The sequence below is a fragment of the Pseudorhizobium xiangyangii genome (assembly GCF_020531965.1).
In the GTDB taxonomy this organism is placed as follows: Bacteria; Pseudomonadota; Alphaproteobacteria; order Rhizobiales; family Rhizobiaceae; genus Neorhizobium; species Neorhizobium xiangyangii.
This window is the reverse complement of the sequence record NZ_JAJAWH010000033.1, coordinates 1-23433: the sequence shown is the minus strand read 5'-3', so window position 1 is coordinate 23433 and position 23433 is coordinate 1. Positions and strand designations below refer to the sequence as shown.

Sequence of the window (23433 nt, the reverse complement as noted above, 5' to 3'; positions counted from 1 at the left end):
ACCGCAGTGCGATATGCGAAGAAGATTATCAGCCGCAACTCGGAGGCAGACTGTGACGGCGCCGTCTTTCCGTTTCACCCATTATGACATCAAGGGACAGCGTGCCGGCACGGTCGTGGAAGTGACCCTGAACACGGTCAACAACGTGCGGATGATGAACGTGGGTAACTTCCAGCGGTTCAGGGAACTGCTCGATTTCAAATATATCGGCGGGGTTGCGAAGAAATCGCCCGTGCGGCTCGTGATCCCGGAAGACGGTCACTGGCACGTGATCGTGGACATGGAAGGCCATCACGTTCTGGCGGATTCCTCGGTCAAGGTTATCCCTCCCGCCACCGCCGTACCGCGCAAGGCATCCTAGCAGCTAAGGCTCGCCGCGTTCCTTGCGGAGTTTCGACCACCAGTCGAGCCGCTTTCGGATGTCGCGCTCGAAACCACGCTCCGCCGGATCGTAATAGACCTGGCGCCCCATCCTTTCCGGAAAATAGTTCTGACCGGAAAAAGCATCAGGCTGGTCGTGATCGTAGCGGTAGCCTTCCCCGTATCCCTCGCCCTTCATCAGCTTCGTCGGTGCGTTGAGGATATGCTTCGGCGGCAGCAAAGAACCGTTTTCCTTTGCCGAGCGCATTGCAGCCTTGAAGGCGGTATAGACCGCATTCGACTTCGGCGCCGTCGCCAGATAGACGCAGGCCTGCGCCAGCGCCAATTCGCCTTCCGGCGATCCCAGATAGTCGTAAGCATCCTTGGCCGCATTGCAGATCGCCAGCGCCTGCGGGTCGGCAAGGCCGATATCCTCGACTGCCATCCGCACCAACCTGCGGCCGAGATAAAGCGGATCCTCGCCGGCATCGAACATGCGGGCCAGATAATACAGCGCGGCATCGGGATCCGAGCCACGGACGGACTTGTGAAGCGCCGAGATCAGGTTGTAATGGCCGTCCTGTCCCTTGTCGTAGACGGGTGCCCGACGCTGGACGATCTGGGTCAGCCCCTCGATGTCGAAAACCTCGCCTTCCCGCGCGGCCCTCCAGACCTCTTCCGCAAGCGTCAGCACGGCACGGCCGTCACCGTCGGCCATGCGGACAAGCGTCACCTTGGCGTCCTCGTCGAGCGGCAGCGGCTTGCCCTCTGCATGCTCGGCGCGTTTCAGGAGTTCCTCCAGGCTCTCCTCGTCATGGGACTTGAAGGTCAGAACCCGGGCCCGGGACAGAAGAGCGGCGTTGAGTTCGAAACTCGGATTTTCGGTCGTCGCCCCCACGAGGATGACGGTGCCGTCTTCCATGACCGGCAAGAAGCTGTCCTGCTGGGCACGGTTGAAACGATGGATCTCATCGACGAAGAGCAGCGTCTGGCGACCTTCCATGCGGCGCATCCGCGCCGCCTCGAACACTCTCTTGAGGTCGGCGACCCCGGAGAAGATCGCAGAGATCTGTTCGAAGGCCAACTCCGCCTCACCGGAGAGCAGCCGCGCCACCGTCGTCTTGCCGGTGCCGGGTGGTCCCCAGAAGATCATCGACCCGAGCGAGCCGGAGGCGATCATTCGGCGCAACACGCCATCCTCTCCGGTCAGATGCTCCTGACCCGTCACCTCCCCCAGCGTCTGCGGCCGGAGGCGATCGGCAAGCGGCCGCCGGTTGGCGATCTCCGCCGGCATGTTCGGGGCGAAGAGGTCACCGCTCATCGGAAGAACTGCTTTATGCGCTGCCCGTCGCGCTCGATCTCGATGCGCCAGAAGCCCGGATCTTCATCGAGCATGTCCTGCATGGTGACGGTAGATTCCACGGCGACCCCGTTCAGCGAAACGATAATGTCCTTCGGCTGGAAACCAAGGCGGCTGCCGGGTGATCCGCGGGTCACATCGGCAACGACGACACCGGTCTTTTCGGGCGGCATGCGGAGTTCCTGGGCAAGCCGCGGCGACAGATTGGCAATCCGCAGGCCAGCAAAGGGATTGCGTCCTTCGAGAAGCCGCTCGTCGCGAGCGGGCGTTTCCGGCGCGGTATCAAGCGAAAGGCTGACTTCGCGCGCGCTATCTCCCTTAACCGTCAGAGCCGCCTTCTGCCCAAGACCCGCCGTTGTCAGGCGATAGCCGAGGGCATCGGGATGCTCGACCTGAACACCGTTGACGGCCGTCACAACCTCTCCGGGCTTGAGGCCGGCCTGATCCGCAGGACCGCCCTCCACCACCCGGACGACGAGCGCCCCGCGTGCAGCCTTCAGACCCAGTGCCTCGGCGACGTCCGACGTGACCGGCTCGAAGGTTGCGCCGATATAGGGACGCTCAAAGCTCTGGTCGCCCTTCTCGGCAGCTGCCAGAAAGACCTTCGCGAGATTGGCCGGAATTGCAAAGCCGATGCCGTTCGAGCCGCCCCCGCGCGAGAAGATCGCGGTGTTGATGCCGATCAGCTCGCCCTTCATGTTCATCAGCGCGCCGCCGGAATTGCCGGGATTGATCGACGCGTCGGTCTGGATGAAAAAGCCGAAATCGCCGGGCGTCACCTGGTTGCGGGCAAGCGCCGAGACGATGCCACTCGTCACTGTCTGACCGACCCCGAACGGATTGCCGACGGCGAGCACGAGATCACCGACCTCGACCGCATCGGAATCACCGATCGGCAGGACGGGAAAGCTCTCCTCTGCGCTTATCTTCAGGACCGCGAGGTCGAGGCTCTCATCCTTCAACAGGACCTTGGAGGCGAATTCACGCCCATCGGCAAGGGCGATCTTGATATCATCTCCCCCTTCGATGACATGATTATTGGTCACGACAAGGCCGTTGGCGGAGACGATTACGCCAGATCCCAGCGACGATTGCTTCTCGCTACGGTTCGGCATGCGCTGGCCGAAGAACTGCTCGAAGAAGGGGTCGCCGGCAAACGGGTTCCGTCGCTGTACCCTGCGTTCGGCATAGACATTTACCACGGCGCCGGCCGTCTGCTTCACCAACGGCGAAAACGACAGCTGCATTTCTGCTCGGCTCTGCGGCACCGTCTTTTCCGCCTGCGCCAGGGCATTGGTGGGCAGCAGCAGCGAGATGGCCAACAGGCTTGCCGACAGGCGTGTGCAAATGCTCGTCATCTGATTCCTCATTGCGAAATATACGTCCCGGTTTGTAGCGCGGCAGGCTAGAAAGGAAAGGTGGCCGCATCGCGGGCTGCCACGTTTTCCGCCCATACACATAGTCATAGCAAGCCCGCGGATGAAGACTAATTTCTGGCCATCTGGGCGGGCTGCCTTATCTCGATGGGACTATCGTTCGCGGATGTCGCAAGACCCTGCCGAACATCCCGTTGCAGGAGTGGCCAATGCCAAGATTTCTGATTGCCTCGTCCCTCGCCCTTCTTGGCTCCCTTTCTCTTGCCGATGTCAGTTCGGCGGCAAGCTTCGATTGCGAAAGGGCGGAACTGGCTGCGGATGAGAAAGCGATCTGCGATAACCGCGCGCTGAACGACGCGGACGTGAAGATGGTCACCACGTTCGACCTGCTATCGGGCTTGCTTGCCATGGGCGCACGGGGAACGATGCAGGACGACCAGACGGCGTGGCTTTCCAAGCGCCAGGCCTGCGGCGCCGACGTCGATTGCATCAGGGCCGCCTATGACGAACGGATGAAACAACTGAACGAAGCTTACGCGAACCTCAGCCGCCCCCTGTGAGCGCGGCAGGCTTGACGCCGGCGATCCTCAGATCACGCCGACCAGCGCCTTGCCACGCTCGAGAGCATCGATGATCTCCGCAACGCCTGGGATTGCGTACCCAAACGATGCGGAACCATCTGCCGCTGTCGCTCTGCCTGATCTGGCCGGTTTCTCTACTACTCCGGCAAAATCCGGACCGCGCCCTTGTCGGCGCTCGCTGCGAAGGCGGCGTAAGCCTTCAGTGCCGTGGTGACGTTGCGCTTGCGCTGTGCCACCGGCTTCCAGCCGATCTTGTCCTGCTCGGTGCGGCGATGAGCCAGTTCGGAATCCGATACCAGCAGGTTGATGGTGCGGTTCGGGATGTCGATCTCGATCATGTCGCCCTCGCGGACGAGACCGATTGTGCCGCCCTGGGCAGCTTCCGGCGAAGCGTGGCCAATGGACAGACCGGATGTTCCGCCAGAGAAACGACCGTCGGTAACCAGAGCGCAGGCCTTGCCCAACCCCTTCGACTTCAGATAGCTCGTCGGATAGAGCATTTCCTGCATGCCGGGTCCGCCCTTAGGCCCCTCATAGCGGATGACGACAACATCACCGGCAACGACCTCGTTGTTGAGGATCGCCTTGACGCTGGCATCCTGGCTTTCGAAGACGCGGGCGGGACCGGTGAACTTGAGGATGGATTCGTCAACGCCGGCGGTCTTCACGATGCAGCCGTTCAAGGCAATGTTGCCATAGAGGACCGCAAGCCCGCCGTCCTTCGAGAACGGATTTTTGACCGACCGGATGACGCCCTTGTCGCTGTCGGTGTCAAGTTCCTCCCAGCGGGATTCCTGGCTGAAGGCGACCTGGGTCGGGACGCCGCCCGGAGCAGCCTTGAAGAAGGTGCGAACGGATTCGGAATTGGTGCGGGTGATATCCCAGCGGTTGATGGCATCGCCAAGCGTCGCTTCGTGCACAGTCTTGCAGTCGGCGTTCAACAGGCCGCCACGCTCAAGCTCACCGAGGATGCGCATGATGCCGCCGGCGCGATGCACGTCTTCCATATGGACATCGCTCTTGGCCGGGGCGACCTTTGAGAGGCACGGAACCTTGCGCGACAGGCGATCAATATCGTCCATGGTAAAATCGACGTCGCCTTCGTAGGCCGCCGCGAGGATGTGCAGGACGGTGTTGGTCGAACCGCCCATGGCGATGTCGAGCGCCATGGCGTTCTCGAATGCTTCCTTGGTCGCGATGGTACGCGGCAGGACGCTGTCGTCGTCCTGCTCGTAGTAGCGGCGCGCAAGATCGACGATCAGATGGCCGGCTTCGACGAAGAGGCGCTTGCGATCCGCGTGCGTGGCAAGAGTGGAGCCATTGCCGGGCAGCGACAGACCGAGAGCCTCGGTCAGGCAGTTCATGGAATTTGCGGTAAACATACCGGAACATGAACCGCAGGTCGGACAGGCCGCACGCTCGATCGCCTGAACGTCCTCGTCGGACATCTTGTCGTCCGCGGCAGCGACCATGGCGTCGACGAGGTCGAGAGCAACCGTCTTGCCATGCAAGACGACCTTGCCGGCCTCCATGGGGCCACCGGAAACAAATACGGCCGGGATGTTCAGCCGCATGGCGGCATTGAGCATGCCGGGAGTGATCTTGTCGCAGTTCGAGATGCAGACCATGGCGTCGGCGCAATGGGCGTTGACCATGTATTCGACCGAGTCGGCGATGATCTCCCGCGACGGCAGCGAATAGAGCATGCCGTCATGGCCCATGGCGATACCGTCATCGACCGCGATGGTGTTGAATTCCTTGGCCACACCGCCGGCTGCCTCGATCTCACGCGCCACGAGCTGGCCGAGATCCTTCAAATGGACATGGCCTGGAACGAACTGCGTGAAAGAGTTCACCACGGCAATGATCGGCTTGCCGAAATCGCTGTCCTTCATACCTGTGGCACGCCACAGGCCGCGTGCGCCCGCCATGTTGCGGCCGTGGGTCGTGGTTCTCGAACGATAGGCTGGCATGGTATTTTTCCTCGATCACATCCCGGGCACGCTCGCGACCGAAGCGGCGGCGCAGGCCCCTGTTTTGCGGCTTTTCTACTCCAACAGGCCTAGAGTGTCACTATCAGGGCCGGCCAAAGCGGTACGCTCGCAACGCCTCACACAAACGTGGTGCCTCACCCTCAACGGTCCGCTGTCAAATCGAAGGCTCACGCGTTAGATATAGCAGAGAAAGCCGCTGCCTGCAGCGCCCTGCACCATTCAAGGCCTACCAGGGACGCTGTAGAATCTTAGTTTGCGCATCGTACTTTCCGAAAACCGCTACCGTTTTCGAATCGCTGCGCCAGGAGAATCGTCATGCCAGCCTATCGTCCGCCCCATATCCCGGCTTGCGAGATCACGCCACGCGCGATCTTCATGTCCCGCCGCCAATTCATGGGGACCGCTGCGGCAAGCTTCGTGCTGGCCGGCGCCGGTGGAGCGCTTGCAGCTCCGCTGACCGCATCGCCCGGCCCCTTCGCGACGGATGAGACCCTGACGCCCAAGGAAGCGGTGACGACCTACAATAATTTCTATGAGTTCGGAACGGGCAAGAGCGACCCGTCGCAGAATTCGCAGCACTTCAAGCCGCTGCCCTGGTCGGTAAAGGTCGACGGAATGGTCGGCAAGCCCAAGGAGTTCGGCATAGAGGAACTGATGAAGCTGGCCCTCGAAGAGCGAACCTATCGGATGCGCTGCGTCGAGGGATGGTCGATGGTCATCCCGTGGATCGGCTTTCCGCTCTCCGCCATCCTCGACCAGGTCGACCCGCTCGGGAGCGCCAAATACGTCTCCTTCGAGACGGTCGTCCGCCCGGGGGAAATGTCCGGCCAGACCGGCCTCTTCCAGCCGCTCGAATGGCCCTATATCGAAGGGCTTCGACTGGACGAGGCCCGCCATCCGCTGACTATCCTCGCCGTCGGCCTGTACGGCGAGACACTGCTGAACCAGAACGGAGCGCCGATCCGGCTGGTCGTGCCGTGGAAATACGGGTTCAAGAGCATCAAATCGATCGTAAAGATTTCACTGGTCGAGGAAGAGCCGCAGACCACATGGAAGAATTCGAACGCCCGCGAATACGGCTTCTATTCCAACGTCAACCCGGCCGTCGATCATCCACGCTGGAGCCAGGCGACCGAGCAGCGGATCGGTGAAGGCGGCTTCTTCAAGGTTGCCAACCGCCCGACCCTGCCGTTCAACGGCTACGGCGAGCAGGTTGCCGGCCTCTACGAAGGCATGGATCTCAAGGCGAACTACTGATGCCGAGCTGGCCCTCCCTGCCCCGCAAGCTGCATGGTCCCAGCGTCTGGGCGCTCTATGCGTTCGGCCTCTGTCCCGCCGCCTGGTATTTCTACCTGGGCGCCACGGGCGGGCTCGGCTTCAATCCGGTCAAGACGTTCCAGCATCTGCTGGGCTTATGGGCATTGCGCTTTATCATCGCGACACTCGCCATCACGCCACTGCGTGACCTTCTTGGCATCAACTGGCTGAGATACCGCCGGGCGCTAGGGCTACTCGGCTTCTACTACGTGCTGATGCATTTTTTCGTCTGGCTGATCCTCGACCGCCGCCTGGATTTCAGTTCGATTGGCGCCGATATCGCCAAGCGTCCCTATATTACGATCGGCATGGTCTGCATCGCATGCCTGGTGCCGCTGGCGCTCACGTCGAACAACTGGTCGATCCGGCGCCTTGGCCCGCGCTGGAGCGAGCTTCACAAGCTGATCTATCCGGTCGCGCTCGGCGGCGCTCTGCATTATTTCCTGGCGGTGAAATCCATCACATTCGTACCATTCATTCACATTGCGCTGGTGGTCACACTGCTTGCCTACCGGCCGGTCAGGAAGCCGATCATGAGCTGGAAACGGGGCAAGTCCCGCGTGGCGCAGGCGACGCGCTGAACCCGGGAAACGCCAATCTTGCGGACTGCCAGACAAGAAAAAGCCGGGTGTTGCCACCCGGCTTTTTAAAGGTTCATCGCGTGGATGAATTATGCGGCTTCGGCAGCTTCCGCTTCCGCAGCAACGCGAGCCTTGTCGGCTGCGCCCTTGGCGTCAACGTCACGCTCGACGAACTCGATGACAGCCATCGGAGCGTTGTCGCCCTGGCGGTAGCCAGCCTTCATGATACGCAGGTAGCCGCCGTTGCGGTTTGCGTAACGCGAAGCGATGCCGTCGAACAGCTTCTTGACAGCGTCCTGATCCTGGATCTGCGAGATAGCCTGACGACGAGCGTGCAGGTCGCCGCGCTTGCCCAGCGTGACGAGCTTTTCGACGATCGGGCGAATTTCCTTCGCCTTCGGCAACGTGGTTACGATCTGCTCATGGGTGATGAGCGAAGCAGCCATGTTGGCAAACATTGCCTTGCGGTGGCTGGCGGTACGGTTGAGCTTGCGGCCGGCTTTCTGGTGGCGCATCTCTGGGCTCCTTTACTTGCAAGCATCCGCCTGCAGTCTAATGGGCGCATGACCACCCCGCTTTGCGGGATAAAGGTACATGTGCGAGTTTCGTTTGCTAAGGCCAGCTTTACGCGCCCTTGCGGGCGCGTGCAGCCTTAGTACTGGTCTTCGTAGCGCTTGGCGAGATCTTCGATGTTTTCCGGCGGCCAGGCGGGAACTTCCATACCAAGATGGAGGCCCATGGATGCCAGAACTTCCTTGATCTCGTTCAGCGACTTGCGACCAAAATTCGGAGTGCGAAGCATTTCGGCTTCGGTCTTCTGGATGAGGTCGCCGATGTAGACGATGTTGTCGTTCTTCAGGCAGTTCGCCGAACGGACGGAAAGTTCCAGTTCGTCGACCTTCTTGAGGAGCGCCGGGTTGAACGCGAGTTCGGTAACGGCTTCCTCTTCGGCTGCCTTCTGCGGTTCGTCGAAGTTGACGAAGACAGAGAGCTGGTCCTGAAGGATACGGGCAGCGAACGCTACAGCGTCTTCACCCGTGACCGAGCCATCAGTTTCGATGGTCATGGTCAGCTTGTCGTAGTCGAGAACCTGTCCTTCACGGGTGTTTTCCACCTTGTAGGACACCTTCTTGACCGGCGAGTAGAGGCTGTCGACTGGGATGAGACCGATCGGTGCATCTTCTGCGCGGTTACGATCGGCAGGAACATAGCCCTTGCCGTTGTTGACCGTGAACTCCATGCGGATCTCCGCGCCCTCGTCGAGCGTGCAGATCACGTGGTTGGGGTTCAGGATTTCGATATCGCCAACGGTCTGGATGTCACCGGCGGTAACGGAGCCCGGACCCTGCTTGCGAACGACCATGCGCTTGGCATCGTCGCCGTCCATCTTGATGGCGATTTCCTTGATGTTCAGCACGATATCCGTCACGTCTTCCCGAACGCCGGGAATGGACGAGAACTCGTGCAGAACGCCGTCGATCTGAACGGCGGTAACAGCTGCACCGCGCAGCGACGACAAGAGAACGCGACGCAACGCGTTGCCGAGCGTCAGGCCGAAGCCCCGCTCAAGCGGTTCTGCCACGAGATTGACCTTCGTGCGGCCGGACGAGGTGAACTCCACCTTGTTCGGCTTGATCAGTTCCTGCCAGTTCTTCTGGATCATGTTTTAAACCTTCCGTTCGTTGCCACCATCCAATCGTGGCAACCGAGCATGAGAAGCACCGAATAAGACAATGCCCTTCGGCGTTATGGCAAAACCGCCAGACCTCGACGAGCGAAGTAAGGCGGCATTACCCACGTTCAATGCAGCCCGCCAGAGGGCGAGCGCACCCAATGATCAGACGCGGCGCTTCTTGCGCGGACGGCAACCGTTGTGCGGGATCGGCGTCACGTCGCGGATCGAGGTGATCATGAAGCCAGCAGCCTGCAGCGCGCGCAGAGCCGACTCACGGCCGGAACCCGGACCGCAAACTTCAACTTCCAGCGACTTCATGCCGTGTTCCTGAGCCTTCTTGGCGCAGTCTTCAGCAGCCATCTGAGCAGCAAATGGGGTCGACTTACGCGAACCCTTGAAGCCCTTGGCACCAGCAGACGACCAGGCAATTGCGTTGCCCTGTGCATCGGTGATGGTGATCATCGTGTTGTTGAAGGTGGAATTGACGTGGGCTACGCCCGACGTGATATTTTTGCGTTCGCGACGACGAACGCGAGTGGCTTCCTTGGCCATGTTCTTCCTTTCGTTGATCTCGACACCGCCGTAGTTCCAGCGGCTCCACCGGGCCTGACTATTACACCAGGCACCAACTCAAAAAGAGGCCAGCGACCGAGCGCCAGCCTCCCTCACCCGGAAAACCGGGAAATTACTTCTTCTTACCTGCGATCGCCTTCGCCGGCCCCTTACGGGTGCGGGCGTTGGTGTGCGTGCGCTGACCACGGACCGGAAGGCCACGACGGTGACGCAGACCGCGATAGCAGCCGAGATCCATCAGACGCTTGATGTTCATCGAGTTTTCGCGACGAAGATCGCCTTCAACCTGATAATCACGGTCGATGGTTTCGCGGATCTGCAGGACTTCGGAATCCGTCAGCTGATGGACGCGCTTGTCGGCCGGAAGACCAACCTTGTCCATGATTTCCTGTGCGAACTTCGAGCCGATCCCGTGAATATACGTCAACGCGATAACAACGCGCTTCGCAGTCGGGATGTTGACGCCAGCGATACGTGCCACGCCTATTCTCCTTGCGTTCCAGTTGCCATCCGGCAAGTGGTGCTATTCCATGAAAGCAGCCGCTGTGCGGCCGCCAGTTCAATTGATATCCGGAACAGTTCAAAACGATCCGAACCGGAAACCCTTATCGGGAGTTCCGCACCGATCGCATATGCTGTCGCGAGTTGGCGCGGTGTTTAGCGGAATCGGTAAAAAATAGCAACCGGCCCCGCCAAGATTCTTTAACAGTCAGATGACGGCCCTAGAGGGCCGACAGGATTTTCTCGATGTCTGCGGTCACCGCATCCATCTCCGCCATGCCATCGACCGTCTTCAGCTTGCCCTTGGCATAGTAGTAGCCGATCAGCGGCGAGGTTTCCTTGTAGTAGACCTCAAGGCGCTGGGTCATGGTCTCGGCATTGTCGTCCGGGCGGCGCTTGAAGTGGGTAGAACCGCACTTGTCGCAGACGCCCTCGCCTGCCGGCTTCTTATCCGAGTCGTGATAGACCGTCCCACACTGTGCGCAGGAATATCGGCCCGAGACTCGACGAATGAGTTCCTTGTCATCGACGCGGAGCTCGATGACGGCGGAAAGGTCGAGACCCTTGTCCTTCAGCATCTTCTCTGTGGCGTCCGCCTGGATCAGGGTCCTGGGGAAACCGTCGAGAATGAAACCATCGGCACAGTCCGGCTGATCGATTCGCTCGGAGACGATGGCGATGACGATATCGTCGGATACCAGCTTGCCGGCATCCATGACTTCCTTGGCGCGCTTGCCGACATCCGTCTGAGCGGCAACAGCCGCACGCAGCATGTCGCCAGTGGAGAGCTGCGGTAGCCCGTGCTTCTCCACGATCCGCTGGGCCTGGGTCCCCTTACCCGCGCCCGGCGGCCCCAAAAGAATCAATCTCATCGTCCCCTCTTTCCTCCACGCAATTTCGATTTCTTGATCAGCCCCTCATACTGCTGGGCAACAAGATGACCCTGAATCTGGGCAACCGTATCGAGGGTTACACTGACCACGATCAAAAGCGAAGTACCACCAAGTGCCAATGGCACACCTGTGCGGGCAACCAGCATCTCCGGCAGAATGCAGACGAAGACCAGATAAACGGCACCAACGACAGTGATGCGCGTGAGGACGTAGTCGATATACTCCGCGGTGCGCTCACCCGGACGGATACCCAGAATGAAGCCGCCATGCTTCTTCAGGTTGTCGGCGGTATCCTTCGGATTGAAGACGATCGCCGTGTAGAAGAACGCGAAGAATGCGATCAGCAGGCCGTAGAGGACCATGAAGGCGGGCTGGCCGTGGCCGAGCGCCGAAATGATGGTCGTTGCCCAGTTTGGCAGTTCGGAATTGCTGGCGAAGCCCGCGGCTGTTGCCGGCAGCAGAAGCAGCGACGACGCGAAGATCGCCGGGATAACGCCGGAGGTGTTCAGCTTAAGCGGCAGGTGCGATGTGTCGCCCTGGAACATGCGGTTGCCGACCTGGCGCTTCGGATACTGGATCAAAAGCCGGCGCTGCGCGCGCTCCACGAAGACGATGAGCGTGATGACGCCGATGGCGACCACGATAACCGTCAAAATCAACGCCGTTGACAGAGCGCCGGTACGGCCGAGTTCCAGCGTTCCAGCAAGAGCCGTCGGAAGACCTGCGGCGATGCCCGCAAAGATGATGAGCGAAATACCGTTGCCGATGCCGCGCGCCGTGATCTGCTCACCGAGCCACATCAGGAACATGGTGCCGCCGAGCAGCGTGACGACAGTCGAGATGCGGAAGAACCAGCCCGGATCGAGAACAAGGCCGCTGCCGCTTTCGAGGCCGACTGCAATGCCGTAGGCCTGCAGCGTGCCGAGCAGCACGGTACCGTAACGGGTGTACTGGTTGATGATCTTGCGTCCCTGCTCGCCTTCCTTTTTCAAGGCTTCGAGCGAAGGTACGACAGACGTCATCAGCTGCACGATGATCGACGCGGAAATATACGGCATGATGCCGAGCGCGAAGATCGCCATACGCTCGACGGCGCCGCCGGCAAACATGTTGAAGAGGCCGAGGATGCCGCCAGCCTGGCCCCGGAAGGCCTGTGCATAGGCTTCAGGGTTCAGCCCGGGCAGCGGAATATGCGTCCCCAGACGATACACCAGAAGCGCAGCCAGCGTAAACCACAGTCGCTTCTTCAGATCCTCCGCTTTGGCGAAGGTCGAGAAATTAAGATTGGAGGCAAGTTGTTCCGCTGCAGAAGCCATGCATCTCTCCGCCTGACCATTTCCAGCGGCGGGGTAATGCCGGACCCGGAAAGCAGTCTGAATTCATCTTCAAAAACGGGCGGGGATCGCTACTGCAATCTGTGCCTCACCCAGTTTTCCGTATGGTTCCGGAAAGCGCGACCGTGCGATCGGTCCCGGAATCGTGAGGCTCACATATGGGAGAAAAATCGCCCGGTGTGAAGCACTCCGGGCGATTCTAAACGATTTATTCGGCGGCCGGGGCTTCCGGAAGCTTGATGGAGCTGCCGGCCTTCTCGATCTTCTCGATAGCAGCCTTGGAGGCGCCAGCGGCTTCGATCGTGACCTTCGCCTTCAGTTCGCCGTCGGACAGGATCCGGACGCCGTCCCGTACGCGACGGATGACGCCAGCGGCCTTCAGGGCAGCAGCATCGATCGTTCCTTTCGGGTCGAGCTTCTTGGCATCAATCGCAGTCTGAATGCGGCCGAGCGATACGGTCACGAAGTCAGATGAGAAGATGTTGTTGAAGCCGCGCTTCGGCAGGCGACGATAGATCGGCATCTGGCCGCCCTCGAAGCCGTTGATGGAAACGCCGGAACGAGCCTTCTGACCCTTTACACCGCGACCACCGGTCTTGCCCTTGCCCGAGCCGATACCGCGACCTACGCGGGTACGGTCCTTCGAAGCGCCTTCGTTGTCTTTGATTTCATTCAGTTTCATGATGGTTTCCCCCGTCTCACTTCTCGTCGACGACGCGAACGAGATGCTGGACAGCACGGATCATGCCGCGAACCGAAGGAGTGTCCTCCAGGGTGCGGACCCGATGCATCTTGTTGAGGCCGAGACCGATCAGCGTCTGGCGCTGTACAGCCGGGCGGCGGATAGGGCTACCGATCTGTTCGACCGTAACCGTCTTGTTGGCGTCTGCCTTGATAGCTTTCTTGGCCATGATCGCTCTCCTTATTCTTCCGAAGAGTTGCCGGAAGCGGCGCGACGAGCCTGAAGCGTTGCATACTTAATGCCACGCTGGGCTGCGACATCCTTCGGATGCATCTGATGCTTCAGAGCGTCGAAGGTTGCGCGCACCATGTTGTAGGGGTTCGACGAACCGGTCGACTTGGCGACGATGTCGTGAACGCCAAGCGTTTCGAAAACGGCGCGCATCGGACCACCTGCGATGATACCGGTACCGGCCTTAGCGGCGCGCAGCAGAACCTTGCCGGCGCCGTGGCGGCCGTTCAGGTCGTGATGCAGCGTACGGCCGTCACGCAGCGGTACGAAGATCAGATCGCGCTTGGCGCTTTCAGTTGCCTTGCGGATAGCTTCCGGCACTTCACGTGCCTTGCCATGGCCGAAGCCTACGCGGCCCTTCTGGTCGCCGACGACGACGAGAGCAGCAAAGCCGAAGCGACGGCCACCCTTGACGACCTTTGCGACGCGGTTGATCGCGACCAGCTTGTCAACGAATTCGCTATCGCGCTCTTCGCGGTTCTGGCGATCGTCGCGAGAACCTCTTCTTTCTTGTGCCATTGTCCTTTTCCTTTTTCTTTTCCGGGTGCAATCGGCGGGTTACGGGGCGATCCGAACATGGATCGGTGCGGCAGAACCGCTTTTCGCCCGGCGTCACTCAAGACGCCGGGCGAAATTCATTAGAAGCTCAGACCGCCTTCGCGGGCAGCTTCAGCCAGGGCCTTGATGCGGCCGTGGTAAATAAACGCGCCGCGGTCGAACACGACTTCCTTCACACCAGCCTTGCCGGCGCGCTCTGCAACCAGCTTGCCGACTGCGGCAGCTGCTGCAACATCCGCACCAGTCTTCAGCTTGGAGCGCAGGTCAGTGTCGAGCGTGGATGCGGCTGCGAGAGTGCGGCCGGCCACGTCATCAATGACCTGGACGTAGATGTTCTTCGACGAGCGATGAACCGACAGGCGCGGACGGCCGTTGGCAACCGCCTTAATCTGGCGGCGCACGCGGCTCGCGCGCTTTGCAAGTGCTTGTTTCCTGCTAGCCATTTCGCGTGATCCTTACTTCTTCTTGCCTTCCTTGCGGACGATCCGTTCCTCGGCGTACTTGACGCCTTTGCCCTTGTAGGGCTCGGGACCACGGTATTCGCGGATTTCCGCTGCAACCTGACCGACCTGCTGCTTATCGATGCCGGTGACGACGATTTCCGTCGGCTTCGGCACGGCAATCGAAATGCCCTGCGGCGGCTGATAAACCACATCATGGCTGAAACCGAGAGCCAATTGCAGGTTTGTACCCTGCAACGACGCGCGATAACCAACGCCGTTGATCTCAAGCTTGCGCTCGAAACCGTCCTTCACGCCCTTGAAGATGTTCTCGATCATCGTCCGGGACATACCCCACTTGGAGCGGGCGTCCTTGGAATCGTTGATCGGGGTCACCGAAACGGCGTTGTCGTTCAATTCAAGCTTTACTTCGTCGTTTGCAACGAAGACCAGCTCGCCCTTAGGGCCCTTGGCAGTCACTTTTTGGCCATCAACGGTAGCCGTAACACCAGCAGGAACCTGAACGGGCTTCTTACCGATACGAGACATTTTTGTATCCTGTCTGTTCGCTATGGAGATCCCTGCCCTGTCTTAGAAGACAGAGCAAAGAACCTCGCCACCAACGTTCTGTTCGCGAGCCTGGTGATCGGCCATCACACCCTTAGGAGTAGAAAGGATGGTGATGCCGAGGCCGTTCGCGACCTGCGGAATGGACTTTACCGAGACATAAACCCGGCGGCCCGGCTTAGACACGCGGCCGATCTCACGGATCACCGATGCGCCTTCGTAGTACTTCAGTTCGATTTCGATCTCGGACTTGCCGTTACCGTAATCAACTTCCGAATAACCGCGGATGTAGCCTTCAGCCTGCAGTACGTCGAGGACGCGAGCGCGCAGCTTGGAAGCAGGCGTCGAGACGGTCGACTTGCGGCGGGCGGCGCCATTGCGGATGCGGGTGAGCATATCGCCCAACGGATCAGTCATAGTCATGTATCCGTCTCCTTACCAGCTCGACTTGACAATGCCAGGCACCTTGCCGGCGTTGCCGAGCTCACGAAGCGCGATACGCGACATCTTGAGCTTGCGATAGAATGCACGCGGGCGGCCGGTGACTTCGCAACGGTTACGAATGCGGGTCTTCGAGCCATCGCGCGGCAGCGATGCGAGCTTCAGGGTTGCCTGGAACCGTTCCTCGATGGACAGCCCCTGGTTCATGATGGTTGCCTTCAGAGCTGCACGCTTCACAGCCTGGGTAGCAACCGTCTTGCGGCGGCGCTTGTTCTTTTCAACTGCGCTGGTCTTCGCCATATCGTAGTTCCTTTTCTACGCTCGTCGTTACGGTTACTGACGGAACGGGAAGTTGAACTCTTTCAGAAGAGCCCGTGCTTCGTCGTCGGTCTTGGCCGTCGTGCAAACGATGATGTCCATGCCCCACATCTGATCAACCTTGTCGTAGTTGATCTCAGGGAACACGATGTGTTCCTTGATGCCCATGGCGAAGTTGCCACGGCCGTCAAAGCTCTTCGGGTTCAAGCCGCGAAAGTCGCGAACGCGCGGGAGCGCGATGTTGATCAGACGGTCAAGGAATTCATACATGCGGGCGCCACGAAGAGTAACCTTCGCACCGATCGGCATATCTTCGCGGACCTTGAAGCCAGCGATGGAGTTGCGAGCGCGCGTGATCACTGGCTTCTGACCAGCGATTGCAGCGAGATCGGCAGCAGCAATAGTCGGCTTCTTCGAATCAGCCGTTGCCTCGCCTACGCCCATGTTGATGACGATCTTATCCAGCTTGGGGATCATCATTTCGTTTGCGAAGGAGAACTGCTCCTTCAGCGCGCCGCGAATACGGGAAACATATTCCGCCTTGAGACGCGGCTCATACTTTGCCTCAGCCATCGATCACATCTCCCGTACGCTTGGCTACACGCACCTTCTTGCCGTCAACGACAGAGAAACCAACGCGAGTCGGCTTGCCGTCCTTCGCTGCGATCGCGATGTTCGACAGGTGAATGGACGCTTCCTTGTTGATGATGCCGGCTTCCTGCGCCTGTGTCTGGCGCTGGTGACGCTTCACCATGTTGATGCCACGCACAACGGCGCGGTCTTCCTTCGGCAGGACCTGGAGGACTTCGCCGGTGCGGCCCTTGTCCTTGCCTGTCAATACGACAACGCTGTCGCCCTTGCGGATCTTTTTCATCGCTATCGCTCCTTTAGAGTACTTCTGGAGCCAGCGAGATGATCTTCATATGGTTCTTGGCGCGAAGTTCGCGCGGAACCGGTCCGAAGATACGGGTACCGATAGGCTCTTTCTTGTTGTCGATGAGTACCGCTGCGTTGTTATCGAAGCGGATGACGCTGCCGTCGGCGCGACGGATGTCTTTAGCGGTACGCACAACAACCGCCTTCATCACGTCGCCCTTCTTCACGCGGCCACGCGGAATAGCTTCCTTGATCGAAACGACGATAATGTCGCCGACCGAAGCGTACTTGCGCTTGGAGCCGCCCAGCACCTTGATGCACATTACACGACGTGCGCCGGAATTATCCGCCACGTCGAGGTTTGTTTGCATCTGAATCATGTCAGGTCGCCTTTTTCTAATGACCGACCAACCAGACGCAGAAGCGCCCAGGGCCGGCTATGGACAGAATTTCGATGTGCGCGGGATGGGTCTGCCAAGGTGGTTTCCCTGAAAGGGACCTTCCGTGCGCTCAAAGCAAAAGAACGCCCGTTTCCGAGCGTTCGACGCCAGTGGCGTGCTAAATACAGGATTCTCCGCCAGACGCAAGAGCCTGGCGGAAAATCCTGGTCGTTTTAGGCCTGGGCAGCGACAACTGTCCAGGTCTTGTCCTTGGAGATCGGTGCGCATTCCTGGATGGAAACGACATCACCTACCTTGTACTGATTATTTTCGTCGTGCGCCTTGTACTTCTTGGAACGGCGGACCGTCTTCTGAAGCAGCGGGTGAGCGAAGCGGCGCTCGACGCGGACAACAACGGTCTTCTCGTTCTTGTCGGATACTACGACGCCCTGCAGAATGCGTTTCGGCATATTGTTCTTCCTTAGGCCTTGGCTTCTGCCGCCTTCTGGCGGGCAATGGTTTTTACGCGGGCGATGTCCTTACGGACTTCGTTGATGCGCGAGGACTTCTCGAGCTGACCGGTGGCCTTCTGGAAGCGCAGGTTGAACTGCTCCTTCTTCAGGTCGGCGAGCTTGTCCTTGAGCTGGTCGGCCGTGAGGCCGCGAACTTCTTCGGCTTTCATCGTGCCTTCTCCTTACTCTGCGATGCGCTGTACGAAGCGCGTCTTGACCGAGAGCTTGGCCGAGCCGAGACGAAGCGCCTCGCGGGCGATCTCCTCGGATACACCGTCGATCTCGAACATCATACGACCGGGCTTGACCTTGCATGCCCAGTATTCAACCGAGCCCTTGCCCTTACCCATACGCACTTCAGTCGGCTTGGCTGTGACTGGAACATCGGGGAATACCCGGATCCAGACCCGGCCGGCGCGCTTCATGTAACGTGTGATCGCGCGGCGAGCCGCTTCGATCTCACGTGCATTGACGCGGTTAGGCTCCTGAGCCTTCAGGCCGAACTCACCAAATGCCAGGTCGAAACCGCCCTTGGCTACACCTTTGATGCGACCCTTGAACTGCTTGCGGAATTTCGTACGCTTTGGCTGCAACATTTTCTTACTTCTCCGAGCTTATCTTTCGCCAGCGTTTATCAAGCGTTTTCGCGACGACGGTCACCGCGGTCACCGCGTTCGCGGCTTGCAGGACCCTGCGCATCGCCTTCAAGCGCCCGGCGCTCAGACGCCATCGGATCGTGCTCAAGGATTTCGCCCTTGAAGATCCAGACCTTGATGCCGCAGATACCGAATGCGGTTACGGCTTCAGCCGTACCGTAGTCGATGTCGGCGCGCAGCGTGTGAAGCGGAACGCGACCTTCGCGGTACCATTCGGTACGAGCGATTTCGGCACCACCGAGACGGCCACCGCAGGTGATCTTGATGCCTTCGGCGCCAAGACGCATTGCGGACTGAACAGCACGCTTCATCGCACGGCGGAAAGCCACGCGGCGCTCGAGCTGCTGAGCGATCGACTGGGCAACCAGCGTCGCGTCAACTTCCGGCTTGCGCACTTCAACGATATTGAGGTGCGTTTCGGAGTTGGTCATCGTTGCAATCTTCTTGCGAAGCTTCTCGATGTCCGCGCCCTTCTTGCCGATGATCAGGCCAGGACGAGCCGAGTGGATCGTGACGCGGCACTTCTTGTGCGGACGCTCGATAACCACCTTGGCGATACCAGCCTGCTTCAGTTCCTGCATCAGATATGCACGGATCTTCAGGTCTTCGTGGAGGAGCTGGCCGTACTCTGCATTGTCGGCGAACCAACGGCTATCCCAGGTACGGTTGATGCCCAGGCGGAAGCCGATTGGATTGATTTTCTGACCCATTATGCGGCCTCCCCTTTTTCCTCGACTTCGCGAACAACGATCGTCAGGTGCGCGAAAGGCTTCTCGATGCGAGAAGCACGGCCGCGACCGCGAGCGTGGAAACGCTTCATGGTGATCGACTTGCCAACGTATGCTTCCGCAACGATCAGCGAGTCGACGTCGAGGTCATGGTTGTTTTCGGCGTTGGCGATCGCAGACTCGAGAGTCTTCTTCACCGAACCGGAAATCCGCTTACGCGAGAATTCCAGCTCTGCCAGGGCGCGATCAACCTTCTTGCCACGGATCATGGCTGCAACGAGGTTGAGCTTCTGCGGGCTGACGCGAAGCGTGCGGGCTACCGCCTGTGCCTCGTTGTCCTTCAGCCGGCGTTCGGTCTTAGCCTTCGCCATCGTTACTTCCTTTTCGCCTTCTTGTCCGCGCCGTGACCGTAATAGGTACGGGTGGGAGCGAACTCACCGAACTTGTGTCCGACCATGTCTTCGTTGACGTTTACCGGCACATGCTTGTTGCCGTTGTAAACGCCGAACGTCAGACCGACGAACTGCGGCAAGATGGTGGAGCGACGGCTCCACATCTTGATTACTTCACTACGTCCGCCTTCACGCACCTTCTCAGCTTTCGCGAGAAGATAGCCGTCAACAAACGGACCTTTCCAAACTGAACGAGCCATTTCCTGACTTCCTCTACTTCTTGCGCTGGTGGCGCGAACGCATGATGAACTTGTCGGTGGACTTGTTCGAGCGCGTGCGCTTGCCCTTGGTGGGCTTGCCCCACGGGGTAACTGGATGACGACCACCGGAGGTGCGGCCTTCACCACCGCCGTGCGGATGGTCAACCGGGTTCATGACAACGCCGCGAACGTGCGGCTTCTTACCGCGCCAGCGCGAACGACCGGCTTTGCCGTCGTTGATGTTGCCGTGATCCGGGTTCGATACAGCACCGATGGATGCAAGGCAAGTGCCGTGCACCAGGCGCTGCTCGCCCGAGTTCAGACGAAGGATGGCCATGCCCTGGTCGCGACCGACCAGCTGGACATAGGTGCCGGCGGAGCGGGCCATCTGGCCGCCCTTGCCCGGCTTCATCTCAACGTTGTGAACGATCGAGCCGACCGGGATGTACTGCAGCGGCATGGTGTTGCCGGGCTTTACATCGACAGCCTTCTCGGAGGCGATGACCTTGTCACCAGCAGCAAGACGCTGAGGAGCAATGATGTAGGCCTGCTCGCCGTCTGCATAGCTGATCAGCGCGATGAACGCCGTACGGTTAGGGTCATACTCCAGACGCTCGACCGTGCCCTCGACGTCAAACTTGCGACGCTTGAAGTCAACGAGACGGTAGGTGCGCTTGTGACCACCACCCTGGAAGCGGACAGTGATCCGGCCCAGGTTGTTACGACCGCCCTTGGAGGACAGGCCCTGCGTCAACGCCTTGACCGGCTTGCCCTTATGAAGGCCGGACCGGTCCACGATGACCAGCTGACGCTGGCTCGGGGTCGTCGGATTGTAGCTTTTCAATGCCATTGTTCTGTTCCTCAGAGACCGGTGGAGACGTCGATCGACTGACCTTCAGCCAGAGTGACGACGGCCTTCTTCACGTCCTTCTGCTTACCAATGAAGCCGCGGAAACGCTTAACCTTGCCCTTGCGGACCAGCGTGTTGACGGCCGTGACCTTCACGCCGAAAAGCGCCTCGACGGCAGCCTTGATTTGCGGCTTTGAGGCATCCTTGGCAACGTTGAAGACGATCTGGTTCTGTTCAGATACCAGCGTCGACTTTTCGGTGATCGAGGGAGATACGATCACATCATAGTGGCGAAGATCGGTCACTTGAAACGCTCCTCTAGAGCTTCAACTGCGGCCTTCGACAGGACGAGCTTGCCGCGACGCAGGATGTCGTAAACATTGATGCCCTGAACCGGCAGAACATCGACGTTAGGGATGTTCTGAGCAGCGAGCTTGAAGTTGCTGTCGAGTTCGGAACCACCAATGAACAATACGTTGGTGAGGCCGAGCGACGCGAACGAACCGGCAAGCGCCTTTGTCTTTGCTTCGGCGGCAACCAGATTGTCGATGACGATCAGGTCTTCAGCCTTCAGCTTGGCAGACAGGGCGTGGCGCAGAGCGAGCGCACGAACCTTCTTGGGAAGATCGTGAGCGTGGCTGCGGACGACCGGGCCGTGAGCCTTGCCGCCGCCGCGGAACTGCGGAGCACGAGCCGAATGGTGACGAGCGCGGCCCGTACCCTTCTGCTTGTACATCTTTGCACCAGTGCGCGAAACTTCGGCACGGGTCTTGGTCTTGTGTGTACCCTGCTGCTTCTTGGCGAGCTGCCAACGAACCATGCGGGCCAGGATGTCTTCGCGGGGGTCGAGGCCGAAGATCTCGTCCGAAAGGGAGACCTTGCCAGCGTCTTTGCCCTCGAGGGTCTTGACGTTGAATTCCATTTGCTTGGCTCCCTTACTTCGCGGCCGACTTGACGGCGTCGCGAACCACGATCCAGGCGCCCTTGGAGCCGGGAACGGCACCCTTGACGAGGATCAGGCCACGGTTTTCGTCGGTGGAGACGACTTCAAGGTTCTGCGTGGTAATGCGCGTCTGGCCCATGTGACCAGCCATGCGCTTGCCCTTCCAGACGCGGCCCGGATCCTGGTTGGAACCGGTCGAACCATGCGAACGGTGCGAAACGGACACACCGTGCGTGGCACGCAGACCACCGAAGTTGTGGCGCTTCATGGCGCCAGCGAAACCCTTACCGATCGTGGTACCCGTCACGTCCACCAGCTGACCAGCAGCAAAGTGGCCGGCCGTAAGCTCGGTGCCAACGTCGATCATGTTGTCTTCAGATACGCGGAACTCGACGAGCTTGGCCTTAGGCTCAACCTCGGCTACGGCGAAATGGCCACGCAGGGCCTTCGTCGTGTTCTTTACCTTTGCCGTGCCCGCACCCAGCTGAACAGCCGTATAGCCATTCTTTTCCTTGGTGCGTTGAGCAACGACCTGGCAGTTTTCCAACCGCAGTACCGTTACAGGGACGTGCTCCCCAGCGTCGTTGTAGACGCGGGTCATTCCCACTTTCTGTGCAATTACACCCGAACGCATCGGTTCAATCCTTCTCACTCAGCTCGAAGACCGGAGTCTCAGAGCTTGATCTCAACATCGACACCGGCGGCGAGATCGAGCTTCATCAGCGCGTCTACCGTTTGTGGCGTCGGGTCTACGATGTCGAGAAGGCGCTTATGGGTGCGCATCTCGAACTGCTCGCGGCTTTTCTTGTCGACGTGGGGGGACCGGTTAACCGTAAACTTCTCGATTCGGGTCGGAAGCGGAACGGGGCCCCGGACACTAGCACCGGTGCGCTTCGCCGTCGACACGATCTCGCGCGTAGAAGCGTCGAGAATACGGTGATCGAATGCCTTCAGGCGAATGCGGATATTTTGGCCGTTCATTCGACGTTATCCTTGTTGTCTGTTAGCCACGTGCCTAACGAAACGGCACGGGTTGCTCTTCTACCTAAGGCGGACCACCGGTTTCAAAGATCGAAGGAGACACCGGGGTGCGGCATCCCTTTCCACTCTTTGGGCCTTTCAGCCCACCTTATTATTGAATGTCGTTCCCTGCCCCAATGCGAAGCAGGGACAAATAGCGCTCGCGCGCCATTTGCTACATTTTCATGTCATAAGCAAGCGGCGATTTACGCCGCTTGCCTAATTATGATTACTCGATGATGGAGGCGACGATGCCGGCGCCAACAGTACGGCCACCTTCGCGGATAGCGAAGCGCAGCTTTTCTTCCATCGCGATCGGAACGATCAGCTCAACCTGAACCGTGACGTTATCGCCAGGCATAACCATTTCCGTGCCTTCCGGAAGCGACACGATACCGGTCACGTCCGTCGTACGGAAGTAGAACTGCGGGCGGTAGTTCGTGAAGAACGGCGTATGACGGCCGCCTTCTTCCTTCGTCAGGATGTAGGCTTCTGCCATGAACTTCTTGTGCGGCTTGACCGAACCCGGCTTGCACAGGATCTGGCCACGCTCAACGCCTGCACGGTCAACGCCGCGGACGAGTGCGCCGATGTTGTCGCCGGCCTGGCCCTGATCGAGCAGCTTGCGGAACATTTCAACGCCGGTAACCGTCGTCTTCGACGTGTCGCGGATGCCGACGATTTCGACTTCTTCGCCAACCTTGACGATGCCGCGCTCGACGCGACCGGTCACAACCGTACCACGACCCGAGATCGAGAACACGTCTTCGATCGGCATCAGGAACGGAAGGTCGATCGGACGCTCAGGCGTCGGGATGTAGGCGTCAACCGCTGCCATCAGTTCGCGAACGGCGTCTTCGCCGATCGTCTTGTTCGAATCTTCAAGAGCGGCCAGGGCCGAACCCTTGATGACCGGAACTTCGTCACCCGGGAAGTCGTAGGACGACAGAAGCTCGCGAACTTCGAGCTCAACC

Annotated in this window: 35 protein-coding genes; 4 read left to right on the top strand and 31 right to left on the bottom strand. The window is 59.6% G+C overall.

The genetic code is table 11. The annotated features are described in order from the left end of the window. Positions 1-52: 52 nt before the first annotated feature. Complete coding sequence (locus LH464_RS21685) at positions 53-361, top strand: DUF1883 domain-containing protein (RefSeq protein WP_226788500.1); 309 nt, start codon at positions 53-55, stop codon at positions 359-361. 3 nt (positions 362-364) lie between these two features. Here the strand turns inward: LH464_RS21685 and LH464_RS21680 are convergent, their stop codons facing one another. Next, entirely contained in the window at positions 365-1681 is a 1317-nt protein-coding gene (locus tag LH464_RS21680) for a replication-associated recombination protein A (RefSeq protein WP_226788499.1), read from the bottom strand. Then, positions 1678-3078, bottom strand: a complete 1401-nt coding sequence (locus LH464_RS21675) for a DegQ family serine endoprotease (protein WP_226788498.1) — start codon at positions 3076-3078, stop codon at positions 1678-1680. Before LH464_RS21675 ends, LH464_RS21680 begins: the two co-directional genes overlap by 4 nt. A 227-nt stretch (positions 3079-3305) precedes the next feature. On the opposite strand from LH464_RS21675, the gene LH464_RS21670 reads away from it, so the two are divergent. After that, positions 3306-3656, top strand: coding sequence for a lysozyme inhibitor LprI family protein (locus tag LH464_RS21670; RefSeq protein ID WP_226788497.1), 351 nt, complete (start codon positions 3306-3308; stop codon positions 3654-3656). A 158-nt stretch (positions 3657-3814) separates the two neighbouring features. Here LH464_RS21670 and ilvD read toward each other — a convergent pair whose 3' ends face one another. Next, complete coding sequence (gene ilvD / locus LH464_RS21665) at positions 3815-5650, bottom strand: dihydroxy-acid dehydratase (RefSeq protein WP_226788496.1); 1836 nt, start codon at positions 5648-5650, stop codon at positions 3815-3817. Positions 5651-5986: 336 nt separating this feature from the next. Here ilvD and msrP point away from each other — a divergent pair, with 336 nt between their 5' ends. Then, positions 5987-6928, top strand: coding sequence for a protein-methionine-sulfoxide reductase catalytic subunit MsrP (gene msrP / locus LH464_RS21660; protein ID WP_226788495.1), 942 nt, complete (start codon positions 5987-5989; stop codon positions 6926-6928). After that, positions 6928-7569 carry a protein-methionine-sulfoxide reductase heme-binding subunit MsrQ gene (msrQ, locus tag LH464_RS21655; protein ID WP_226788494.1) on the top strand — a complete coding sequence of 214 codons (642 nt, stop codon included), beginning with the start codon at positions 6928-6930 and terminating at the stop codon, positions 7567-7569. The genes msrP and msrQ overlap by 1 nt, the downstream gene beginning before the upstream one ends. A gap of 89 nt (positions 7570-7658) precedes the next feature. On the opposite strand, the gene rplQ is transcribed toward msrQ, so the two are convergent. The 28 genes from rplQ to LH464_RS21515 all read right to left on the bottom strand — a co-directional run. Continuing rightward, on the bottom strand, positions 7659-8084 hold the full coding sequence (rplQ, locus tag LH464_RS21650; RefSeq protein ID WP_226788493.1) for a 50S ribosomal protein L17: 426 nt from the start codon (positions 8082-8084) through the stop codon (positions 7659-7661). A gap of 137 nt (positions 8085-8221) precedes the next feature. After that, on the bottom strand, positions 8222-9232 hold the full coding sequence (locus tag LH464_RS21645; protein ID WP_226788492.1) for a DNA-directed RNA polymerase subunit alpha: 1011 nt from the start codon (positions 9230-9232) through the stop codon (positions 8222-8224). Between the two features lie 174 nt (positions 9233-9406). Then, on the bottom strand, positions 9407-9796 hold the full coding sequence (gene rpsK, locus LH464_RS21640) for a 30S ribosomal protein S11 (protein WP_226788491.1): 390 nt from the start codon (positions 9794-9796) through the stop codon (positions 9407-9409). 133 nt (positions 9797-9929) lie between these two features. Further along, positions 9930-10298, bottom strand: a complete 369-nt coding sequence (rpsM, locus tag LH464_RS21635; protein ID WP_226788490.1) for a 30S ribosomal protein S13 — start codon at positions 10296-10298, stop codon at positions 9930-9932. Positions 10299-10539: 241 nt separating this feature from the next. Beyond that, positions 10540-11190 carry an adenylate kinase gene (locus LH464_RS21630; protein WP_226788489.1) on the bottom strand — a complete coding sequence of 217 codons (651 nt, stop codon included), beginning with the start codon at positions 11188-11190 and terminating at the stop codon, positions 10540-10542. Next, complete coding sequence (gene secY / locus LH464_RS21625) at positions 11187-12527, bottom strand: preprotein translocase subunit SecY (RefSeq protein ID WP_226788488.1); 1341 nt, start codon at positions 12525-12527, stop codon at positions 11187-11189. Before secY ends, LH464_RS21630 begins: the two co-directional genes overlap by 4 nt. Positions 12528-12753: 226 nt before the next feature. Continuing rightward, complete coding sequence (rplO, locus tag LH464_RS21620) at positions 12754-13227, bottom strand: 50S ribosomal protein L15 (protein ID WP_226788487.1); 474 nt, start codon at positions 13225-13227, stop codon at positions 12754-12756. Positions 13228-13243: 16 nt separating this feature from the next. Then, positions 13244-13456, bottom strand: coding sequence for a 50S ribosomal protein L30 (rpmD, locus tag LH464_RS21615; RefSeq protein ID WP_226788486.1), 213 nt, complete (start codon positions 13454-13456; stop codon positions 13244-13246). 11 nt (positions 13457-13467) lie between these two features. Further along, positions 13468-14037, bottom strand: a complete 570-nt coding sequence (gene rpsE / locus LH464_RS21610; RefSeq protein ID WP_226788485.1) for a 30S ribosomal protein S5 — start codon at positions 14035-14037, stop codon at positions 13468-13470. A gap of 119 nt (positions 14038-14156) precedes the next feature. Continuing rightward, positions 14157-14519 carry a 50S ribosomal protein L18 gene (rplR, locus tag LH464_RS21605; protein WP_226788484.1) on the bottom strand — a complete coding sequence of 121 codons (363 nt, stop codon included), beginning with the start codon at positions 14517-14519 and terminating at the stop codon, positions 14157-14159. Positions 14520-14531: 12 nt separating this feature from the next. After that, complete coding sequence (rplF, locus tag LH464_RS21600; protein WP_226788483.1) at positions 14532-15065, bottom strand: 50S ribosomal protein L6; 534 nt, start codon at positions 15063-15065, stop codon at positions 14532-14534. 42 nt (positions 15066-15107) lie between these two features. Beyond that, the gene (rpsH, locus tag LH464_RS21595) at positions 15108-15506 is read right to left on the bottom strand and encodes a 30S ribosomal protein S8 (RefSeq protein ID WP_226788482.1); all 399 of its coding nucleotides are present in this window, start codon (positions 15504-15506) and stop codon (positions 15108-15110) included. Between the two features lie 12 nt (positions 15507-15518). After that, entirely contained in the window at positions 15519-15824 is a 306-nt protein-coding gene (gene rpsN, locus LH464_RS21590; RefSeq protein ID WP_226788481.1) for a 30S ribosomal protein S14, read from the bottom strand. A 33-nt stretch (positions 15825-15857) separates the two neighbouring features. After that, on the bottom strand, positions 15858-16415 hold the full coding sequence (gene rplE / locus LH464_RS21585; RefSeq protein WP_226788480.1) for a 50S ribosomal protein L5: 558 nt from the start codon (positions 16413-16415) through the stop codon (positions 15858-15860). After that, entirely contained in the window at positions 16408-16716 is a 309-nt protein-coding gene (rplX, locus tag LH464_RS21580; RefSeq protein WP_226788479.1) for a 50S ribosomal protein L24, read from the bottom strand. The genes rplE and rplX overlap by 8 nt, the downstream gene beginning before the upstream one ends. 13 nt (positions 16717-16729) lie before the next feature. Further along, positions 16730-17098, bottom strand: coding sequence for a 50S ribosomal protein L14 (rplN, locus tag LH464_RS21575; protein WP_003495199.1), 369 nt, complete (start codon positions 17096-17098; stop codon positions 16730-16732). Positions 17099-17331: 233 nt separating this feature from the next. Further along, positions 17332-17568, bottom strand: a complete 237-nt coding sequence (gene rpsQ / locus LH464_RS21570; RefSeq protein ID WP_226788478.1) for a 30S ribosomal protein S17 — start codon at positions 17566-17568, stop codon at positions 17332-17334. Positions 17569-17579: 11 nt separating this feature from the next. Then, the gene (rpmC, locus tag LH464_RS21565) at positions 17580-17780 is read right to left on the bottom strand and encodes a 50S ribosomal protein L29 (protein ID WP_007531673.1); all 201 of its coding nucleotides are present in this window, start codon (positions 17778-17780) and stop codon (positions 17580-17582) included. Between the two features lie 12 nt (positions 17781-17792). Beyond that, entirely contained in the window at positions 17793-18206 is a 414-nt protein-coding gene (gene rplP / locus LH464_RS21560) for a 50S ribosomal protein L16 (RefSeq protein WP_029620131.1), read from the bottom strand. Between the two features lie 38 nt (positions 18207-18244). Continuing rightward, a complete protein-coding gene (rpsC, locus tag LH464_RS21555) occupies positions 18245-18976 on the bottom strand; it encodes a 30S ribosomal protein S3 (protein WP_226788477.1) in 732 nt (243 codons plus the stop codon). Continuing rightward, positions 18976-19365 carry a 50S ribosomal protein L22 gene (gene rplV, locus LH464_RS21550; protein WP_226788476.1) on the bottom strand — a complete coding sequence of 130 codons (390 nt, stop codon included), beginning with the start codon at positions 19363-19365 and terminating at the stop codon, positions 18976-18978. The genes rpsC and rplV overlap by 1 nt, the downstream gene beginning before the upstream one ends. A 2-nt stretch (positions 19366-19367) precedes the next feature. Continuing rightward, entirely contained in the window at positions 19368-19646 is a 279-nt protein-coding gene (rpsS, locus tag LH464_RS21545; RefSeq protein ID WP_226788475.1) for a 30S ribosomal protein S19, read from the bottom strand. Between the two features lie 13 nt (positions 19647-19659). After that, positions 19660-20496, bottom strand: coding sequence for a 50S ribosomal protein L2 (rplB, locus tag LH464_RS21540; protein ID WP_226788474.1), 837 nt, complete (start codon positions 20494-20496; stop codon positions 19660-19662). Positions 20497-20507: 11 nt separating this feature from the next. Next, the gene (locus LH464_RS21535) at positions 20508-20801 is read right to left on the bottom strand and encodes a 50S ribosomal protein L23 (RefSeq protein ID WP_226788473.1); all 294 of its coding nucleotides are present in this window, start codon (positions 20799-20801) and stop codon (positions 20508-20510) included. Continuing rightward, positions 20798-21418, bottom strand: coding sequence for a 50S ribosomal protein L4 (rplD, locus tag LH464_RS21530; RefSeq protein ID WP_226788472.1), 621 nt, complete (start codon positions 21416-21418; stop codon positions 20798-20800). Before rplD ends, LH464_RS21535 begins: the two co-directional genes overlap by 4 nt. Positions 21419-21431: 13 nt before the next feature. Continuing rightward, entirely contained in the window at positions 21432-22073 is a 642-nt protein-coding gene (gene rplC / locus LH464_RS21525; protein WP_226788471.1) for a 50S ribosomal protein L3, read from the bottom strand. 38 nt (positions 22074-22111) lie between these two features. Further along, the gene (gene rpsJ / locus LH464_RS21520; protein ID WP_003507767.1) at positions 22112-22420 is read right to left on the bottom strand and encodes a 30S ribosomal protein S10; all 309 of its coding nucleotides are present in this window, start codon (positions 22418-22420) and stop codon (positions 22112-22114) included. A gap of 268 nt (positions 22421-22688) precedes the next feature. Next, the coding region (locus LH464_RS21515) for an EF-Tu C-terminal domain-related protein (RefSeq protein WP_255648568.1) at positions 22689-23433 on the bottom strand (745 nt) is incomplete at its 5' end.

Excerpts from the sequence above, each read along its gene's own strand:
- rplF (WP_226788483.1), bottom strand. The coding sequence starts at position 15,065 with ATGTCTCGTATCGGTAAGAAGCCCGTTCAGGTTCCTGCTGGTGTTACG.
- rpsN (WP_226788481.1), bottom strand. The coding sequence starts at position 15,824 with ATGGCGAAGACCAGCGCAGTTGAAAAGAACAAGCGCCGCCGCAAGACG.
- rpsC (WP_226788477.1), bottom strand. The coding sequence starts at position 18,976 with ATGGGTCAGAAAATCAATCCAATCGGCTTCCGCCTGGGCATCAACCGT.
- rpsS (WP_226788475.1), bottom strand. The coding sequence starts at position 19,646 with ATGGCTCGTTCAGTTTGGAAAGGTCCGTTTGTTGACGGCTATCTTCTC.
- rplQ (WP_226788493.1), bottom strand. The coding sequence starts at position 8,084 with ATGCGCCACCAGAAAGCCGGCCGCAAGCTCAACCGTACCGCCAGCCAC.
- msrP (WP_226788495.1), top strand. The coding sequence starts at position 5,987 with ATGCCAGCCTATCGTCCGCCCCATATCCCGGCTTGCGAGATCACGCCA.
- LH464_RS21670 (WP_226788497.1), top strand. The coding sequence starts at position 3,306 with ATGCCAAGATTTCTGATTGCCTCGTCCCTCGCCCTTCTTGGCTCCCTT.
- rplC (WP_226788471.1), bottom strand. The coding sequence starts at position 22,073 with ATGCGTTCGGGTGTAATTGCACAGAAAGTGGGAATGACCCGCGTCTAC.
- LH464_RS21680 (WP_226788499.1), bottom strand. The coding sequence starts at position 1,681 with ATGAGCGGTGACCTCTTCGCCCCGAACATGCCGGCGGAGATCGCCAAC.
- LH464_RS21645 (WP_226788492.1), bottom strand. The coding sequence starts at position 9,232 with ATGATCCAGAAGAACTGGCAGGAACTGATCAAGCCGAACAAGGTGGAG.
- rplR (WP_226788484.1), bottom strand. The coding sequence starts at position 14,519 with ATGGCTAGCAGGAAACAAGCACTTGCAAAGCGCGCGAGCCGCGTGCGC.
- rpmD (WP_226788486.1), bottom strand. The coding sequence starts at position 13,456 with ATGGCCAAGAAAGCTATCAAGGCAGACGCCAACAAGACGGTTACGGTC.
- rplV (WP_226788476.1), bottom strand. The coding sequence starts at position 19,365 with ATGGCGAAGGCTAAGACCGAACGCCGGCTGAAGGACAACGAGGCACAG.
- ilvD (WP_226788496.1), bottom strand. The coding sequence starts at position 5,650 with ATGCCAGCCTATCGTTCGAGAACCACGACCCACGGCCGCAACATGGCG.
- rpsJ (WP_003507767.1), bottom strand. The coding sequence starts at position 22,420 with ATGAACGGCCAAAATATCCGCATTCGCCTGAAGGCATTCGATCACCGT.
- rplX (WP_226788479.1), bottom strand. The coding sequence starts at position 16,716 with ATGAAAAAGATCCGCAAGGGCGACAGCGTTGTCGTATTGACAGGCAAG.
- secY (WP_226788488.1), bottom strand. The coding sequence starts at position 12,527 with ATGGCTTCTGCAGCGGAACAACTTGCCTCCAATCTTAATTTCTCGACC.
- msrQ (WP_226788494.1), top strand. The coding sequence starts at position 6,928 with ATGCCGAGCTGGCCCTCCCTGCCCCGCAAGCTGCATGGTCCCAGCGTC.
- rplD (WP_226788472.1), bottom strand. The coding sequence starts at position 21,418 with ATGGAATTCAACGTCAAGACCCTCGAGGGCAAAGACGCTGGCAAGGTC.
- rplB (WP_226788474.1), bottom strand. The coding sequence starts at position 20,496 with ATGGCATTGAAAAGCTACAATCCGACGACCCCGAGCCAGCGTCAGCTG.
- LH464_RS21675 (WP_226788498.1), bottom strand. The coding sequence starts at position 3,078 with ATGACGAGCATTTGCACACGCCTGTCGGCAAGCCTGTTGGCCATCTCG.
- rpsE (WP_226788485.1), bottom strand. The coding sequence starts at position 14,037 with ATGGCACAAGAAAGAAGAGGTTCTCGCGACGATCGCCAGAACCGCGAA.
- rpmC (WP_007531673.1), bottom strand. The coding sequence starts at position 17,780 with ATGAAAGCCGAAGAAGTTCGCGGCCTCACGGCCGACCAGCTCAAGGAC.
- rplN (WP_003495199.1), bottom strand. The coding sequence starts at position 17,098 with ATGATTCAGATGCAAACAAACCTCGACGTGGCGGATAATTCCGGCGCA.
- rpsH (WP_226788482.1), bottom strand. The coding sequence starts at position 15,506 with ATGACTATGACTGATCCGTTGGGCGATATGCTCACCCGCATCCGCAAT.
- rplE (WP_226788480.1), bottom strand. The coding sequence starts at position 16,415 with ATGGCTGAGGCAAAGTATGAGCCGCGTCTCAAGGCGGAATATGTTTCC.
- rplO (WP_226788487.1), bottom strand. The coding sequence starts at position 13,227 with ATGAAACTGAATGAAATCAAAGACAACGAAGGCGCTTCGAAGGACCGT.
- rpsQ (WP_226788478.1), bottom strand. The coding sequence starts at position 17,568 with ATGCCGAAACGCATTCTGCAGGGCGTCGTAGTATCCGACAAGAACGAG.
- LH464_RS21630 (WP_226788489.1), bottom strand. The coding sequence starts at position 11,190 with ATGAGATTGATTCTTTTGGGGCCGCCGGGCGCGGGTAAGGGGACCCAG.
- rplP (WP_029620131.1), bottom strand. The coding sequence starts at position 18,206 with ATGTTGCAGCCAAAGCGTACGAAATTCCGCAAGCAGTTCAAGGGTCGC.
- rpsK (WP_226788491.1), bottom strand. The coding sequence starts at position 9,796 with ATGGCCAAGGAAGCCACTCGCGTTCGTCGTCGCGAACGCAAAAATATC.